Genomic DNA, 15,262 nt, shown 5'->3' with positions numbered 1-15,262 from the left:
ATCTAATACAGCCCCAAAAATAATGTCTTTATTTAAATAATAACAGCCCATTTGGGGCTGATTAAAAAATAAGGAAGACACTTTATGGAAGAAACGCTCACCATAAAAGAAACCGCTGAACTCCTAAAGCTGCATTACAACACTGTTTTTACCAACAAGCTGAAATGGGGATTTTTTCGTATGCCTGATTCTAAGGTGTGGCGAATATACCGTTCTGATCTTGAAAAAAACAGAGAAAAATTAAATAATATAAGCCGTCTATGTGTTCAGGTCGGCGATAAACAGGAGAAACAAAAATGCCGATCAGAAAAAACAAATACGGTATCTGGCAAATTGACATTACCACACCAACAGGTGAACGCATTCGATGCAGTAGTAAAACGACTGTCAAGCAAGAAGCTCAACACTTGCACGATAAGTTAAAGTTGGAGGCGTGGCAGATCGCCAAACTAAACAAAAAGCCAGAAAAAACCGTCGAGCAAGCTTTAATCCGCTTTTTAGAGGAAGCAGAAACTCAAAAAAACCTAGATACAAAAATCAGACACGCTCAATACTGGCGTAACGCCATAGGGCATAAGCTGTTAAGTTCTTTAACAAGTGATGATATCAGAAACAATTTACCCACGCATATTACTGCAACAGGTAAAAAATTGTCACCGTCCACTCAAAACCGATATCGCACCTCAATTATGCGAGCCTTAAATCTTGCTAAGCAAGCTGGTTGGGTTGATTCAGTCCCTTACATACCAAAAAACGCCGAGTCAAAAAAGCGAATCCGCTGGATTACACAAGTCGAAGCAAGTAACCTCTTATCCAATTTAAATCTAAACTGGATGAAAGACGTTTGTACATTCGCCCTAATGACTGGGGCAAGGATGTCTGAAATTCTTACAATGACTTGGGATAAAATTAATTTTGCTAATAATCTTGCCCTTGTTACTGGCGATATAGCTAAATCAGGACGACCAAGAGCATTACCATTGGGAGATGACGCTATTCGTTTTTTGCGACAAAAAGAACGGCTAAAAATATCTAACTATGTCTTTCACCGAGGCAAAGGAAAATTACTTACCGATATTGATCGAGAAGACTTCAAGCGAGCCTTAGCAAGGTCGAACATTCAAGATTTCCGTTTCCACGACCTAAGACATACTTGGGCGAGTTGGCACGTCCAAAACGGCACGCCATTAATGGTGCTGAAAGAATTGGGAGGTTGGGAAACAATTGAAATGGTGCAGAAGTATGCACACCTAAACGCAAGTCATTTATTGACTTACGCAAATCAAGTCAAATTCTCGTCAAAGTCCATTTTTGACACGTCAGCAATGATTGCAGAAAAAGACACGCTGGAAGAAATTTCAGAAAATAAAAAAGCCGTAAGCTATTGATTTCAAACAGAAACTTACGACTTCTTTAAATTTGATGGCGGAGGAAGTGAGATTCGAACTCACGGAGGGCGTAAACCCTCGCCGGTTTTCAAGACCGGTGCCTTCAACCACTCGACCATTCCTCCGTGGCTTAAGCGTGGTGAATAATACGAACTTTGCGTAATGAAGTCAAGCACGAAAAACAACTTTTTGTTTAATTGACGTTTTTTAGCTCAACTTGGTTATTTTTAGTGCTTATTCAATTTAAAACAAAAAATCCGATAACGAATTATCGGATTTTTCTAACTTATTTATTGCCCGCCAGCTTGCGTCGGTTCGGCATAAACGTGGCTGATTGCACTATGATGTCCTGCGCTACCCTTGCCATAAAAATAGTAGCGCGACTCTTGCCATTCCACGATCGGATAAGGTGCGGAATCACCTTCAATCGCTTTTGCCAAGGTCATCTCGGCTTTGGTATGTTGCACTGCTGAAATCGTGCCTAATTGACCGTTAAATACATAAGTGCGGTCAAATTTCACCTCGTTTTGCACGCTTTCCTTGATTTCAGGTTCTACCGCTTCGACTGGCGTGCTAATCGGCGTTTCGACACTCGATTGCGCCTTATCTTCCGGCATCACTTGCTCTTGGGTTAAACGTTGCAAAGAGGCTTGCACTTTTTTCTCTACGGATTCGTTCGCCGGCTGCGTTACAAACGCCGCCAAAGGTTTTGGTTCGGTATCACGTTCTTCCACGATCAAACTTGTCGCAGGCAAAGAAACCGGCGCGTCCTCGCGGTTATTTTGCTGTTCCAACAATTCGTCAACGGATAAGAAAGTATTGGCTTTCGCTGCATTCACTGCTTTACTGTCAATCCACACTTTACCGCTTGCCAACTCCGGCGATGCTACTGCCGCGAATAACGGCATTGCGGATTTCACTTCCGTATTACGGCGACGACGTTGATTATTCACGCGTAAATGGCGCGGTAAACGACGTTGACGGTTATTGTCGCGACGTTTTTCGTTTTCTACGCTTTCCTCAGCGGAAAATACATTCGTTTCAACGGCAGTTTCTTCATTTACAACCGCTTCTTCTGCAGCGATAACGATATTTTCTTCCGTATTCGTCTCAACTTTAGGTTCCGCGATTTCTTCCGCAACGCGCACTTTTTTGCGTAAATCACGACGTTGACGGCGCGGTTGCGTATTTTGTTCGACGGAAATTTCATCAGAAACTACCGCACTTTCCGTAACGGTTTCGATACGTTGCGTTTCTTCCGCCACCGCAGCTTTTTTATTGCGTTTATTACGGTTGGAACGGGTTTCGTTCGCCTTTTCATTGTGACGCGATTCTTTGTTTTCTTCCGAATTTTTCGCGTTATTGTCGTTCTCATTACGATTACGACGAGCATTACGACGCTCTTGATTGCGACGGTTACGCGGATTTTTATTATTGCTTTCTTTGGCTTTTTCTTCTACCGGCGCATCGGCAAAAAAGCCTTTAATTTTCGCAATAATACGCGCGAATAAAGACGGTTGTTCTTCTTTGCGTTCAACCGGCATCGGCGCAGACGTTTCGATTGCCAATGCGACTGCGGCATTTTCCAACTGCGTTTCCGTTACCGCAGGCACTTCTACATTACGGCTGACCAAGGTGGTTTCCGCCGGGGCGTTATCCTCTTGTTCTTCGTGCAATTTCGCCAAGTTATAACTTAATTCGTTAACTTCCTCGCCGTCACGCACGCGGAACACGCTGAAATGCGGAGTTTGCATTTCTTCGCTCGGCGCCACCACAATATCGACGTTATGACGTTTTTCAATGCAGCTGATCGCTTTACGTTTTTCATTTAACAAATAAGACGCGATTTGCACCGGCACGATGGTTTGAACCTGTTTGGTGTTTTCTTTTAACGCTTCCTCTTCCAATAAGCGCAAAATAGACAAGGAAAGAGATTCGTTATCGCGAATTTTACCCGTACCCTGACAACGCGGGCAAACGTGGTGAGTCGATTCGCCGAGCGACGGGCTCAAACGTTGGCGCGACATTTCTAACAAGCCAAAACGAGAAATCCGGCTGATTTGAATTCTTGCGCGATCTTGACGCACCGCGTCGCGCATCCGGTTTTCCACTTCGCGCTGATGACGAACCGGCGTCATATCGATAAAGTCGATCACGATCAAACCGCCTAAGTCGCGTAAACGCAACTGACGAGCGATTTCATCCGCCGCTTCGAGGTTAGTGTTTAATGCGGTTTCTTCAATATCGCCGCCACGGGTCGAACGCGCCGAGTTAATATCGATCGCTGTTAAAGCTTCGGTGACGTCGATCACGATCGAACCGCCCGACGGTAAGCGCACTTCCCGTTGGAACGCCGATTCGATTTGCGATTCGATTTGATAATGGCTGAATAACGGCACTTCGCCTTGGTAAAGTTTTACGCGATTAATAAAATCCGGACGCACCAATTTGATATGCGCTTTGGCTTTTTCATACACTTTCGGGCTATCGATTAAGATTTCGCCGATGTCGCGACGCAAATAATCGCGGATCGCGCGCACGATTACATCACTTTCCTGATGAATCAAAAACGGCGCAGGACGGCTTTCCGAGGCTTGTTTAATCGCTTCCCAATGATGTAATAAAACTTTTAAGTCCCATTGCAATTCTTCCGGCGATTTGCCTACGCCCGCGGTGCGCACGATTAAGCCGACGCCATCCGGTACGTCCAATGAACTTAACGCATCTTTCAATTCGAGACGCTCGTCGCCTTCGATACGGCGAGAAATACCGCCCGCACGCGGATTATTCGGCATAATCACCAAGTAACTTCCCGCTAAGGAAACGAAAGTCGTCAACGCTGCACCTTTATTGCCGCGTTCTTCCTTATTGACTTGAACAATCACTTCTTGCCCTTCCGTTAAAATATCACGGATGTTCGGGCGGCCTTGATAGACGTAATCGGAAGGGAAATATTCGCGGGCGATTTCTTTTAACGGAAGGAAACCGTGACGTTCCGCACCGTAATCGACAAATGCCGCTTCCAGACTGGGTTCAACGCGGGTAATGCGTCCTTTGTAAATGTTTGCTTTTTTTTGCTCGTGACCCGGACTTTCGATATCCAAGTCGAATAAACGTTGACCGTCAACCAGCGCAACGCGCAACTCTTCTTTTTGAGTCGCGTTAATTAACATTCTTTTCATTAATTTTTCTCTATTTTTTCATTATTATTTTTGATTAAAATTCACCGCACTTTGCTTCGCAATCGACCTCGTGTCTGTCGCAGAATGTCCGTCTCCCGACCGTCAATCGCTGGGTGCTTTGATCGCGTTACTAAAACCGAGATTCCCCTGAAAATTTAGTACAAACAAAATGTTGGAAAGTTATTTTGCAAGCCGGCGTTTCATTTTAATCGCGTTAATTGATCGAATATCGGACGTCTTATGCCGTATGCCGCGCCCTTCGATAACTCAATAATTTCTAAGTAAGTTAACTACTTAAAAATACGCCCTATTATCCACTGATAGGCGATTTTTGGCAAGGTAATTCCGTCGTTTTATGGTATGATAGGCGCAATTTATTGCATAACGAAAATGAACGGAATGACTGAAAAAACAACGGAAAAAGTAATTAATCAAAGCGTTAAAACGCTTTCCATCAGCGAGGATGAAGCAGGACAGCGCATTGACAACTATTTATTGGCAAAATTGAAAGGTGTGCCGAAAAGTTTGATTTACCGCATTTTGCGTAAAGGCGAAGTGCGGGTGAATAAAGGACGCGTGAAACCGGAATATAAACTTCAACAAGGCGATACGGTGCGTATTCCGCCGGTTCGGGTCGCCGAAAAAGATAACGCGCCGATTTCCAGTAAATTGAATAAAGTGGCACAATTAGAACGGCATATTTTGTTCGAGGATGATTGCTTGTTAGTGTTGAACAAGCCTTCCGGTCTCGCCGTACACGGCGGCAGCGGATTGAATTTCGGCGTTATCGAAGCTTTGCGTGCCTTGCGTCCGGACGCTCGTTTTCTGGAATTGGTACACCGATTGGATCGCGATACATCGGGGATTTTATTGATTGCCAAAAAACGTTCCACCTTGCGCAATTTACACGAACAATTACGCGAAAAAGTGATTCAAAAAGATTATTTGGCGTTGGTGCGCGGAAATTGGCAATCCCATTGCAAAGTGATCAAAGCGCCGTTATTAAAAAACGAATTATCAAGCGGCGAGCGCATTGTTAAAGTGAGCGAACAGGGCAAACCGTCGGAAACCCGTTTTTCCATTGAAGAACGTTATCCGAACGCCACTTTGATCAAAGCCTCGCCGATTACCGGACGAACGCATCAAATTCGTGTGCATACCCAATATGCCGGTCATCCTATCGCCCTTGACGATAAATACGGCGATAAAAATTTCGACCAAGAAATGACCGCACTTGGACTAACGCGCTTATTTTTACACGCTTATTCAATTTCCTTTCAACATCCGAAATCGGGCGAATCTTTGCGCATTACCGCGCAACTTGACGATAATATGAAAAATATTTTGAAATTATTACGCTCGACAAAATCGTCATAATTCATTTGAAATGAAAAATCCCGCCGCAGCGGGATTTTTATTTGAGATTTCGATTAAATATTTTGATTCACGAAATTGGCTAATTGGTTTTTCGGTAAGGCACCGACTTGCGTTGCCACCGCTTTACCTTCTTTAAACACCATTAAGGTCGGGATGCTACGCACACCGAATTGCGCCGGTGTGCCTTGGTTTTCATCGATATTGATTTTAACGATTTTCACTTTTCCGCCGAATTCAGCCGCTAAATCGTCTAAAATCGGTGCCACCATACGACAAGGGCCGCACCAAGGCGCCCAGAAATCCAATAATACCGGTACGTCCGATCTCAAAACGTCCGCTTCAAATGTTGCATCTGTTGTATGTAATACGTCTGTCATAGTTATTTCCTTTTTCTATCAATGCCGCCTGATATATGGCGGCAATTTTGTTTAATTCAAGTGCGGTGATAATAACACAAGGATTATCGTGCCGATACTAATCGCTTTAATCGTTAAAAACTAAGAGGGTAACACGTTGTTTTCGCAAGGTTTTCCCGTTTGTAAGGTATAAACGTTAGACAAGGTGACCTCGGAAATGCTCATTAACGCTTCTTCGGTTAAAAACGCTTGATGACCCGTTAACAATACGTTGTGACACGCGGATAAACGACGGAATACGTCGTCTTGAATCACCTCGTTGGATTTATCTTCGAAAAATAATTCCCGTTCGTTTTCATACACGTCCATTCCTAAAGCGCCGATTTTACGTTGTTTTAACGCGTCGATTGCCGCTTGAGTGTCGATTAAAGTACCGCGGCTGGTGTTAATAATCATCACACCGTCTTTCATTTTGGCAAAGGCATCGCGATTTAATAAGTGATAATTTTCCGGTGTCGCCGGACAATGTAAACTAATAACGTGCGAGCGAGTGTAAAGTTCGTCCAAATCTACATATTCTGCGCCCAATTCTTCCGCTGCCGGATTTTTAAACGGGTCAAAGGCTAAAATATGCATACCGAATCCTTTCAAAATGCGCATTACCGCAATACCGATTTTGCCCGTGCCGATCACACCGACGGTGCGCCCGTGCATATTAAATCCGATTAAACCTTCTAATGAAAAATTCGCTTCGCGGGTACGTTGGTAAGCGCGATGAATTCGACGGTTTAACGTCATCATTAGCCCGACGGTATGTTCCGCCACGGCTTCCGGCGAATAAGCAGGCACGCGCACTACTTGTAATCCCAATTCTTGCGCGGCTTTTAAATCCACATTATTGAATCCGGCGCAACGCAAGGCGATCATTTTAACCCCAAGTGCGGCTAATTTTTCCAACACTTTTCGGCTACCGTCATCATTGACGAAAATACACACCACATCGGAATGTTCCGCCATTTTCGCTGTGGTTTCGTTTAACATAAAATCGAAAAATTCAATGTCGAAACCGTATTTAACATTGATTAAGTCCAAATATTTACGATCGTAATTTTTTGTACTATATACTGCTATTTTCATACTTTCCTCAATATCGCCGACAGGCGAATCCACATTATTTTAATTGTGCAAAAGCTTGCGCCAAGTCCGCTTGAATATCTTCCACGTTTTCCAATCCGACGGAAAAACGTAACAAGCGATTGCATACGCCGCGCGCAATACGTTCCGCTTCCGGAATATCCATATGGGTTTGCGTCGCCGGATAAGTGATAAAACTTTCCGTACCGCCTAAACTTTCCGCAAAGGTAATTAATTTCAAGGATTTTAAGAACGGATTAACCCAAGTTTCATCTTGCAAACGGAAAGATAACATTCCGCCTTTGTTCGGGTATAACACGTCTTTGACTTGCGGTTGCGCCGCTAAAAATTCCGCCAAGGCTTTGGCATTTTTTTCGTGACGTTCCATCCGCAACGAAAGGGTTTTCATTCCGCGAATCGTCAGCCAAGAATCGAACGGCGACAACACCGCACCTGCGCCGTTTTGAATGTAAAACAGGCGATCGCAAAGTTCTTGCCCTTTCGCCACGATCAAGCCGACTAAAGCGTCATTATGACCGGCGATATATTTCGTGCCGCTGTGAATAACGATGTCCGCGCCGTGTTCCATTGGACGGAATAAAACCGGAGTTAAAAAAGTATTATCGACGATTAACAATAAATGATGTTTTTTCGCCACTTTTGCAATCGCCGCAACGTCACATTCTTCCATTAACGGATTGGACGGCGTTTCAACGAAAATCGCTTTCGTATTCGGCGTAATCGCTTTTTCAATGTCCTCCACAGACGCAGTATTCACATAAACCGGTTTTACGCCGTGGCTGTTTTTATAAGCAAAATCTAACAACCGATAAGTGCCGCCATATACGTCACTGGAAACAATCCATTCGTCCGGTGAAGTAAATAATGACATTAACAGTTGAATTGCCGCCATACCGGATGCACAGGCAAAACCGCGATCGCCGCCTTCCAATTTTGCAATGGTTTCTTCCAACACCGTGCGGGTCGGGTTTTTCGTCCGCGTATAATCGTATCCGGTGCTTTCGCCGATACCGTGATGACCGTATGCGGTAGAAAGAAAAATCGGCGTCGATACCGCGCCGGTACGCTCGTCAGTGCGGTTTCCCGCTTGGGCTAATAAAGTATCGATTCTATATTGTTGCGTCATAATGCCTCTCTAAATTCATCAAAAACCGACCGCACTTTTTACATATCGCCTACTTCGTGCTTATAGGCAATACGCAACAAGCCGGAATGAATCCTAGCATTGTGGCATAAACTCAAAATCGATTAAAGCAGATTTTTATTTTCCTTTATGCGATTTGGTAATGAGAAATAACCGAATTTATGCCATCGAACAGAATTTATCCATAATGAATATTTTTATCGCTTCTTAACGTTAAAATGCATTTTTTTTCATCAATCAACGCATTTTTTTAATTTCACCCGTTGACAGTTTTTCAGAAGTCAGTAAAATGCACGCCACTGACAGCGAATGTGTTGCAGCGAATGCGGGAATAGCTCAGTTGGTAGAGCACGACCTTGCCAAGGTCGGGGTCGCGAGTTCGAGCCTCGTTTCCCGCTCCAATTTACGCTACGGCGTGTTAGCAAAGCGGTTATGCACTGGATTGCAAATCCATGTAGCTCGGTTCGACTCCGGGACACGCCTCCATTATGCACCGCAGTCAGATAAATCCGCCCGAGTGGTGAAATCGGTAGACACAAGGGATTTAAAATCCCTCGACTTTCGAGTCGTGCCAGTTCAAGTCTGGCCTCGGGCACCATTAAATTATATCAATTCGTTATAATTTCCTGCCCTTATATAGTAGCTAAAGTAAAATCATTGAATAAGATCTAGATATGTAGTTGTAATAGTCGATACTCCTTAACTTCAATTTATTGTTAAGCGAGTTGAATATGAACACATTACATCATTCTTCAAACACACCTTTTGTTTTAACAATCGCTTCAACAAAAGGCGGTTCATCAAAAAGCACCAATGCAGCCAATATCGGCGGATTCTGTGCTGAACACGATTTAAAAACCTTGCTCATTGATACGGATACACAACCCACTCTCAGTTCGTACTATGCGTTGAGTTATTCTGCTCCCGGTGGAATTTATCAGTTATTGCTTGATAAAAATACGAACCCAGAGACTATTATATCTAAAACTGTTATTCCTAACTTAGATTTAATCCAATCCAATGATCCTTCCAACAATATTAGCCAAATGTTGCGTAATGCACCTGACGGTGCATTACGTTTCAGCTCAATGCTGAAGCAGATCAAAGGCTATGATGTCATCATCGTTGATACACGCGGAACTCGGGATATTACCGTTGATATGTCGGTACTGGCAGCGGATATTCTTTTTTGTCCTATTCTACCGCACATATTGTCAGCAAAAGAATTTATCCGCGGCACAATCGGTATGTATCAAGATCTCAGTACATTCTCTGATTTTGGTTTCAAGCTACCACCGTTAAAAGCGATTGCAAATTGTGTTGATCATACCAATGACGTGAAATTCGTGTTAAGCCAGTTGCATACGTTATTCCAAAACGAATTTACCGACGATAAGCAATTAGCAACATTTACTATTCCTTATCGTGTTGCGTATCGAGAAGCAGCTACTTATTCAGTACCGGTTTATCGCCATAGTCCAACAGAATATAACACCATTAAAGAGCTTTGCTTACTGTTACTTCCTCAGTTTAAAGACTATTTTGAACGAAATTTTGAGGTATAAGATGAAGCAAAATGTTCAACAAACATTGTATTCAGTTGAGGCTGAAACGGCACTTCTCGGCGGTTTAGTGCTAAATAACAGCACGTTTGATGAAATCAGTACATTAGTGCAAGCTAAGGATTTTTTTATCATTGCCCATAGCATAATATTCAGTTCCATTAAAACAATGATTTTATCCGGCAGACCCGTCGATATTCTTACTCTGGAGCAGTATTTAAAGGAGCAAGGAAAATTAACTGAATTAGGTGGATTAGCCTATATTGCAGAGATTATCAAAAATACACCATCAACAGCAAATGTCATTGCTTATGCTGAAATCATACAAACTTACAGCCAACAGCGCCAATTATTGAAACTGGGACAGGATATTATCGCTGAAACTCAAAAAACCAAAGGGGAAGCACAACTTGAAACCCTAATGGAATCTATCGAAAAACGTTTGACTGATATTACCTTGAAACAAGATGAACAATCAGAAACCAATCTCAATGCAGCATTTGACAAGATTATTCAAAAAATGGAAGACTCAATGAGTAATCATAATCCTGTTTCAGGTACACCTACCGGTATACAAGCTATTGACGAAATTACCACAGGTGGTCAAGCCGGCGACTTTATTGTTATCGGAGCTCGTCCATCAATGGGTAAAACCGCCTTTTCACAAAATATCGCTTATCACACATTGGAAAAATTTACCGAGCAGCCAGTCTTCTATTTCAGTCTTGAAATGCCTGCCGATCAATTATTGCAACGATTTACTTCAATGATTTCCCGCGTGGGATTGCAACGTATTCGTCAAGCCAAAGAACTTTTTGATGATGAGTGGGCAAAAATTTCCGAAGCAATGGGACACATCCTCAAAAACTGGCAAAACCGCTTAATCATTGATGACGAAGGCTCATTAACCACTCATAAATTGCGTATTAAAACCCGCAAATATAGCCGCAAATACGGCAAACCGGCCGCGATTATCATTGATTATTTGCAATTAATGAGCAGTTCTGGTCGCTATGAAAACCGTAATTTAGAAATTTCTGCTATTTCTCGTGCATTAAAAGAACTGGCGAAAGAAATTGACTGCCCTATTTATGCTCTTTCACAACTCAATCGTAAATTAGAAGATAGAGGTAATAAACGCCCGGTAAATTCAGATCTTCGAGAATCCGGTTCGTTGGAACAGGATGCCGACACTATTTTTTTCATCTATCGTGATGAAGTTTATAACAAAGATACTGAATTTAAAGGATTGGCTGAAATTATTATCGGCAAACAACGTAATGGCCCATTAGGTAATGTAATGACAAGATTTATGGGCGAATATTCCATTTTTGAAAATATGACCGGCAGTCAATTAGATTGCTAAGGATATGTAATGACTGACAATAAAAAACTGATCAGAAATAAAAAAGATGAAGCTCGTATGAATGCGATTGCAAGAGGGTTAAATGTGGCACCAATGTCTGCACAGGCTGCACCGCAGCCTGAAACCTTATTAAACTATCCATCTAACGAACAATATATTACGGTCACACTAGATAAGCTACGGCCCTACGAGCACAACCCCCGAAAAACCCGTAATCCAAATTTTGAAGCGATTAAGGAATCTATCCGCCGTCGCGGCCTTGACCACAAACCCAATATTACCCGTCGCCCCGGTGAAGATTTCTATATTATCGCCGATGGCGGTAATACCCGTATCCAAGCGTTAAAAGAATTATTTACCGAAACCCAAGATACGCGTTTTTGGTCAATCAGCTGCCACTATAAACCGTGGAAAGGTGAATACGCTGACAGTGTGGAAGCTGAACTCGATTTATTAATCGGGCATTTAATCGAAAATGATACCCGGGCAGATTTATCCTTTATTGAAAAAGCGCTGGGTATTTTACAAGCCAAAGAATACTACGAGAAAAAACTTACAAAAGAATTATCTGCTCGTGATTTATCTACTCAATTAGAAATTGATGGTTACATCATTTCTCATGCGTTAATTTTAAAAATGGAACGCTGTGTTAAATATTTGTATCCATTTATTCCAAATGTATTGTTTAGCGGTTTAGGTCATACACAGATTGATAAACTACTCTCTATTCGTAATAATGCAGATCAAGTATGGCATAAGTATCAGCTTGATAATGACAATAAATTTATCCAATTATGGGGGGATAGTCTTGCTCTTTGCAATGATGACCAACCGTTCCACATTAAAACCTTTCAAGATCATTTGATCACTGCAATATTAGATGAACTAGGCGAAGATGCCACCAGTTATGAAGCATTGCATCTGGATATTGATTTGGATGAGCAAAAATTCCGTAAGTTAGCCGCCAAACAACAAGAGTTGGATCAAAAAATTGCTGTCAGCCAATCCCAGTCTACGGAAATCGCCGAAAATCAACCGGCACCTAAAACCGTGCAAGCGGTTGAAAAAACAGCAAAATCAACAAAAACTGTGGCAGATATCAACCCAAACCCGACGAGCTCAGTCATTCTTACTCCGGCAGAAGAAGTCGATGATTTTGTTGCCGCATTTGATACGGATGACACAAGTAATATTCAGTATAGCCAGCAAAGTGCTAACGATAATATTACTGAAACTCAATCGACAGAGTCGTTGACTTCTGATTTCAATACCGCATTGAGTGAACACTTTATTAATGATTTCGGTTTAGTGCCGGGAATGAGTGTACAAGCCCAACGCGAACAAAAAGCCCAAGAAAATGGACTTTCCTTTGCACTAACCGGTCGTCAGCCTGTTGCCGATATTTGGCAAATATTCCCAGCAAGAAAACACAAAGCAGAAGCCTATTCTCTTGCCTTAGATATTGCTGAGAGTGTGCAGTTAGATGAATGGATCGAACACGTTGTTAAAAATCCGGTGGATTACAGCTTCCGGATGAAAACAGTCCCTATCACGCTCAATGCCAGTCAACAGGCTATCTATGATTTATTGGCAATGCTGGAAACCGATGAATTGAGCCAAAATAAAATTTGTCAATTAAATACCGCACTTTTACTGGGTAACAGCGGTAGTTCACCGATTATTGATGACATCACCTTAGTCAAAATTTTCCGTTTAATTCGTCTTGTTAGACATATTCGAGCGTCAAATTAAGGAGTTTACTATGTTGCATACTTCATTAAATCAAGCCGTGCTATCCGAAATTTTTACCCATTTACGCAACGGTAATATTAAATCTTGTCAACGTCTCGGATTTTCTGAAGAAGAATTAAATGAAATTCAGCAACTGAGTGCAGATGAAGTATTTGATATTGAAAATTCTCATCTTTCTTTTGCCAAGATTTCGATTAACCACGAAGTATTTTGGAAGATTATTGCACTTGCCAAAAACAATACTCAGGAACGACGCATTATTGCTCGAGCATTAATGCTGGGAGCCAGTATTGAAATGCTGCACACTTATTTCGGTTTAACATCATCGGAAGTCTCTGCCCAACGAAAGTTACTCGGTATTGAAGAAAAAGAGGGACGTAAGCCTCTAGCCAATGATGAATTGCAAACGACAATTTGGCATTTATGGAAACAACATAAAACCGAAATTACCGATATTTATACGCTTGCAGGTCTTGAAACTTTAATGTTAATCGCAGAAGAGACCGGTACTGATTTAACGGTTATTTGGAAACTTATTTCACAGTGGTAAAAGTAGCCAGATAATGAGTTTATTTATAGTCCTTTCTTACATTATAGGAGAGGACTACATAATAAATTACAGCAACCCTAACTAGGGGGAAATATGGAACAGTTTGCACAAAACCAAACAAAATTTGAAAACGGATTGCTATTCTTCGGCAACCAACACGAAACCGTGCCGACTCGTCTATTACACGATATATATTTAACGCCACGGGCAAAATTTGCGTGGCAGTTGATTAAAAGTAAAGCTCGCGAATTTCAAGGCGGTTTATTCCCCTCTTATGAAGTATTGGGGAAATTATTATCAGATAAGCCCTATTCCAATACGGTTTTATCACGCAAAGTGGTTACACAAACCCTATTGTTATTACGTTTAACCCGTTGGCTGACATTATGTGAAACGGTACGAAGTCATCAAGGTTATGTTATCGGCAATATCTATTTATTACACGATGAACCAATGCCGATTATTGAAACCGTGCAGCTAAATGAAGATTATCTCGGCTTGTTAGAAAAATCTTCTCAGCACAAAGATCCAGTTGTCCGTGGTGTCGCCACGCATATTATTGATAATTTATTGGCTGATAAAACTCAATGGCATTATGTATCTCATATTGATTGGCTAAAAGCACGTTATCAAAGTTATCAACAACGGATAGATAAGCCACAAGCCAATATGAGTGAGGAATCGGCGTATTTAGTACAAGTACAAGAAAATCTCCTAAGTTCCAATATGGAACTTGGGCAAAATATAGACAATATCCTAAGTTCCAATATGGAACTCAGGCAAAAAATGAACAATTCCCTGAGTTCCAATATGGAACTCAGGGATAACAAAGAAAATAACCCATTGATTTCAAAAGCAGTTCCAAAATGGAACTCAGGCGTACAGTACAGTACCAGTAATATATATACAAATACGTACTGTACTGGGCAAGTTTCACAGATTCAGTGGCCGATAGAAATTCAACTCAGTGACTTTGAAAAATCCTCTGCGGCTCAAGCAATGCAAGGGTTAGATTTGGGGTTGTGTCAGGCTATCTTGCTGGAAGCCCAACAACGGATTTTGAAAGGTGAAGTGAAAAAACCGAGAGGCTATCTATACCGTCTCATTCAGCTGGCACATAGTGGACAGTTCAAACCTTATCATTTTGAACAGCAACAAGAAAACTCTCTTGTTTATTCAAGAAGTTTTTCCCCAAAAGCCCCGACCGTGCCGGTGACAACTCCACAGCCTGTGCAACCAGCCTTATCTGCGGAACAAACAATGAGTCGGGTGGAACAAATGCGGTTATTTAGACAAAAAATTCTTGATGTATAAAAAAATAAGCAGCGTGGCGGCCCGCTACACTGGACAAAAAACAATCACTGTTTCCCGTGGAAACAGTGGTAAAAAAACAAACAACAGTTCCACTGAAACCAGCGAACAAAAAATAA

11 protein-coding genes and 4 tRNA genes are annotated in these 15,262 nt (G+C 42.0%); 10 read left to right on the top strand and 5 right to left on the bottom strand.

The window, feature by feature from the left end; all coding sequences use genetic code 11:
• Positions 1-296: 296 nt before the first annotated feature.
• Positions 297-1,388 (top strand): tyrosine-type recombinase/integrase, encoded by a 1,092-nt coding sequence (locus tag CVP04_RS11855; RefSeq protein WP_100297715.1) that lies wholly within the window; start codon positions 297-299, stop codon positions 1,386-1,388.
• Between the two features lie 35 nt (positions 1,389-1,423).
• On the opposite strand, the gene CVP04_RS11850 is transcribed toward CVP04_RS11855, so the two are convergent.
• A tRNA-Ser gene (locus CVP04_RS11850) sits at positions 1,424-1,513 on the bottom strand.
• Between the two features lie 165 nt (positions 1,514-1,678).
• Positions 1,679-4,570 (bottom strand): ribonuclease E, encoded by a 2,892-nt coding sequence (rne, locus tag CVP04_RS11845; protein WP_100297714.1) that lies wholly within the window; start codon positions 4,568-4,570, stop codon positions 1,679-1,681.
• 399 nt (positions 4,571-4,969) lie between these two features.
• Here rne and rluC point away from each other — a divergent pair, with 399 nt between their 5' ends.
• Entirely contained in the window at positions 4,970-5,947 is a 978-nt protein-coding gene (gene rluC / locus CVP04_RS11840; protein WP_100297713.1) for a 23S rRNA pseudouridine(955/2504/2580) synthase RluC, read from the top strand.
• 53 nt (positions 5,948-6,000) lie between these two features.
• Here rluC and trxA read toward each other — a convergent pair whose 3' ends face one another.
• The 3 genes from trxA to CVP04_RS11825 all read right to left on the bottom strand — a co-directional run bounded on the left by trxA (position 6,001) and on the right by CVP04_RS11825 (position 8,584).
• Positions 6,001-6,324: a thioredoxin gene (gene trxA, locus CVP04_RS11835; protein WP_100297712.1), complete on the bottom strand. Its 324-nt coding sequence runs from the start codon at positions 6,322-6,324 to the stop codon at positions 6,001-6,003.
• Between the two features lie 120 nt (positions 6,325-6,444).
• The gene (locus CVP04_RS11830; RefSeq protein WP_100297711.1) at positions 6,445-7,440 is read right to left on the bottom strand and encodes a 2-hydroxyacid dehydrogenase; all 996 of its coding nucleotides are present in this window, start codon (positions 7,438-7,440) and stop codon (positions 6,445-6,447) included.
• A gap of 34 nt (positions 7,441-7,474) precedes the next feature.
• On the bottom strand, positions 7,475-8,584 hold the full coding sequence (locus CVP04_RS11825) for a methionine biosynthesis PLP-dependent protein (RefSeq protein WP_100297710.1): 1,110 nt from the start codon (positions 8,582-8,584) through the stop codon (positions 7,475-7,477).
• Positions 8,585-8,927: 343 nt separating this feature from the next.
• Here CVP04_RS11825 and CVP04_RS11820 point away from each other — a divergent pair.
• The 8 genes from CVP04_RS11820 (at position 8,928) to CVP04_RS11785 (ending at position 15,146) form a co-directional block, all read left to right on the top strand.
• Positions 8,928-9,003: transfer RNA gene (locus tag CVP04_RS11820), tRNA-Gly, on the top strand.
• 11 nt (positions 9,004-9,014) lie between these two features.
• Positions 9,015-9,088: transfer RNA gene (locus CVP04_RS11815), tRNA-Cys, on the top strand.
• Between the two features lie 25 nt (positions 9,089-9,113).
• Positions 9,114-9,200: transfer RNA gene (locus CVP04_RS11810), tRNA-Leu, on the top strand.
• A gap of 133 nt (positions 9,201-9,333) precedes the next feature.
• A complete protein-coding gene (locus CVP04_RS11805; RefSeq protein ID WP_100297709.1) occupies positions 9,334-10,167 on the top strand; it encodes a ParA family protein in 834 nt (277 codons plus the stop codon).
• A 1-nt stretch (position 10,168) separates the two neighbouring features.
• Positions 10,169-11,530 (top strand): replicative DNA helicase, encoded by a 1,362-nt coding sequence (gene dnaB / locus CVP04_RS11800; RefSeq protein ID WP_100297708.1) that lies wholly within the window; start codon positions 10,169-10,171, stop codon positions 11,528-11,530.
• 9 nt (positions 11,531-11,539) lie between these two features.
• Positions 11,540-13,282, top strand: coding sequence for a ParB family protein (locus tag CVP04_RS11795; protein ID WP_100297707.1), 1,743 nt, complete (start codon positions 11,540-11,542; stop codon positions 13,280-13,282).
• A gap of 10 nt (positions 13,283-13,292) precedes the next feature.
• Positions 13,293-13,832, top strand: a complete 540-nt coding sequence (locus tag CVP04_RS11790) for a DUF2857 domain-containing protein (protein ID WP_100297706.1) — start codon at positions 13,293-13,295, stop codon at positions 13,830-13,832.
• 93 nt (positions 13,833-13,925) lie between these two features.
• Entirely contained in the window at positions 13,926-15,146 is a 1,221-nt protein-coding gene (locus CVP04_RS11785; protein WP_100297705.1) for an STY4528 family pathogenicity island replication protein, read from the top strand.
• Positions 15,147-15,262: the final 116 nt, after the last annotated feature.

The sequence above is a fragment of the Caviibacterium pharyngocola genome, assembly GCF_002795405.1.
GTDB classification, from domain to species: Bacteria; Pseudomonadota; Gammaproteobacteria; order Enterobacterales; family Pasteurellaceae; genus Caviibacterium; species Caviibacterium pharyngocola.
Note: the sequence above shows the minus strand (reverse complement) of the source record. Positions and strands in the feature narration are given on the sequence as shown.

Bases quoted from the DNA above. Each gene is read 5' to 3' on its own strand.
- CVP04_RS11855 (WP_100297715.1), top strand. From the start codon at position 297: ATGCCGATCAGAAAAAACAAATACGGTATCTGGCAAATTGACATTACC.
- rne (WP_100297714.1), bottom strand. From the start codon at position 4,570: ATGAAAAGAATGTTAATTAACGCGACTCAAAAAGAAGAGTTGCGCGTT.
- rluC (WP_100297713.1), top strand. From the start codon at position 4,970: ATGACTGAAAAAACAACGGAAAAAGTAATTAATCAAAGCGTTAAAACG.
- trxA (WP_100297712.1), bottom strand. From the start codon at position 6,324: ATGACAGACGTATTACATACAACAGATGCAACATTTGAAGCGGACGTT.
- CVP04_RS11830 (WP_100297711.1), bottom strand. From the start codon at position 7,440: ATGAAAATAGCAGTATATAGTACAAAAAATTACGATCGTAAATATTTG.
- CVP04_RS11825 (WP_100297710.1), bottom strand. From the start codon at position 8,584: ATGACGCAACAATATAGAATCGATACTTTATTAGCCCAAGCGGGAAAC.
- CVP04_RS11805 (WP_100297709.1), top strand. From the start codon at position 9,334: ATGAACACATTACATCATTCTTCAAACACACCTTTTGTTTTAACAATC.
- dnaB (WP_100297708.1), top strand. From the start codon at position 10,169: ATGAAGCAAAATGTTCAACAAACATTGTATTCAGTTGAGGCTGAAACG.
- CVP04_RS11795 (WP_100297707.1), top strand. From the start codon at position 11,540: ATGACTGACAATAAAAAACTGATCAGAAATAAAAAAGATGAAGCTCGT.
- CVP04_RS11790 (WP_100297706.1), top strand. From the start codon at position 13,293: ATGTTGCATACTTCATTAAATCAAGCCGTGCTATCCGAAATTTTTACC.
- CVP04_RS11785 (WP_100297705.1), top strand. From the start codon at position 13,926: ATGGAACAGTTTGCACAAAACCAAACAAAATTTGAAAACGGATTGCTA.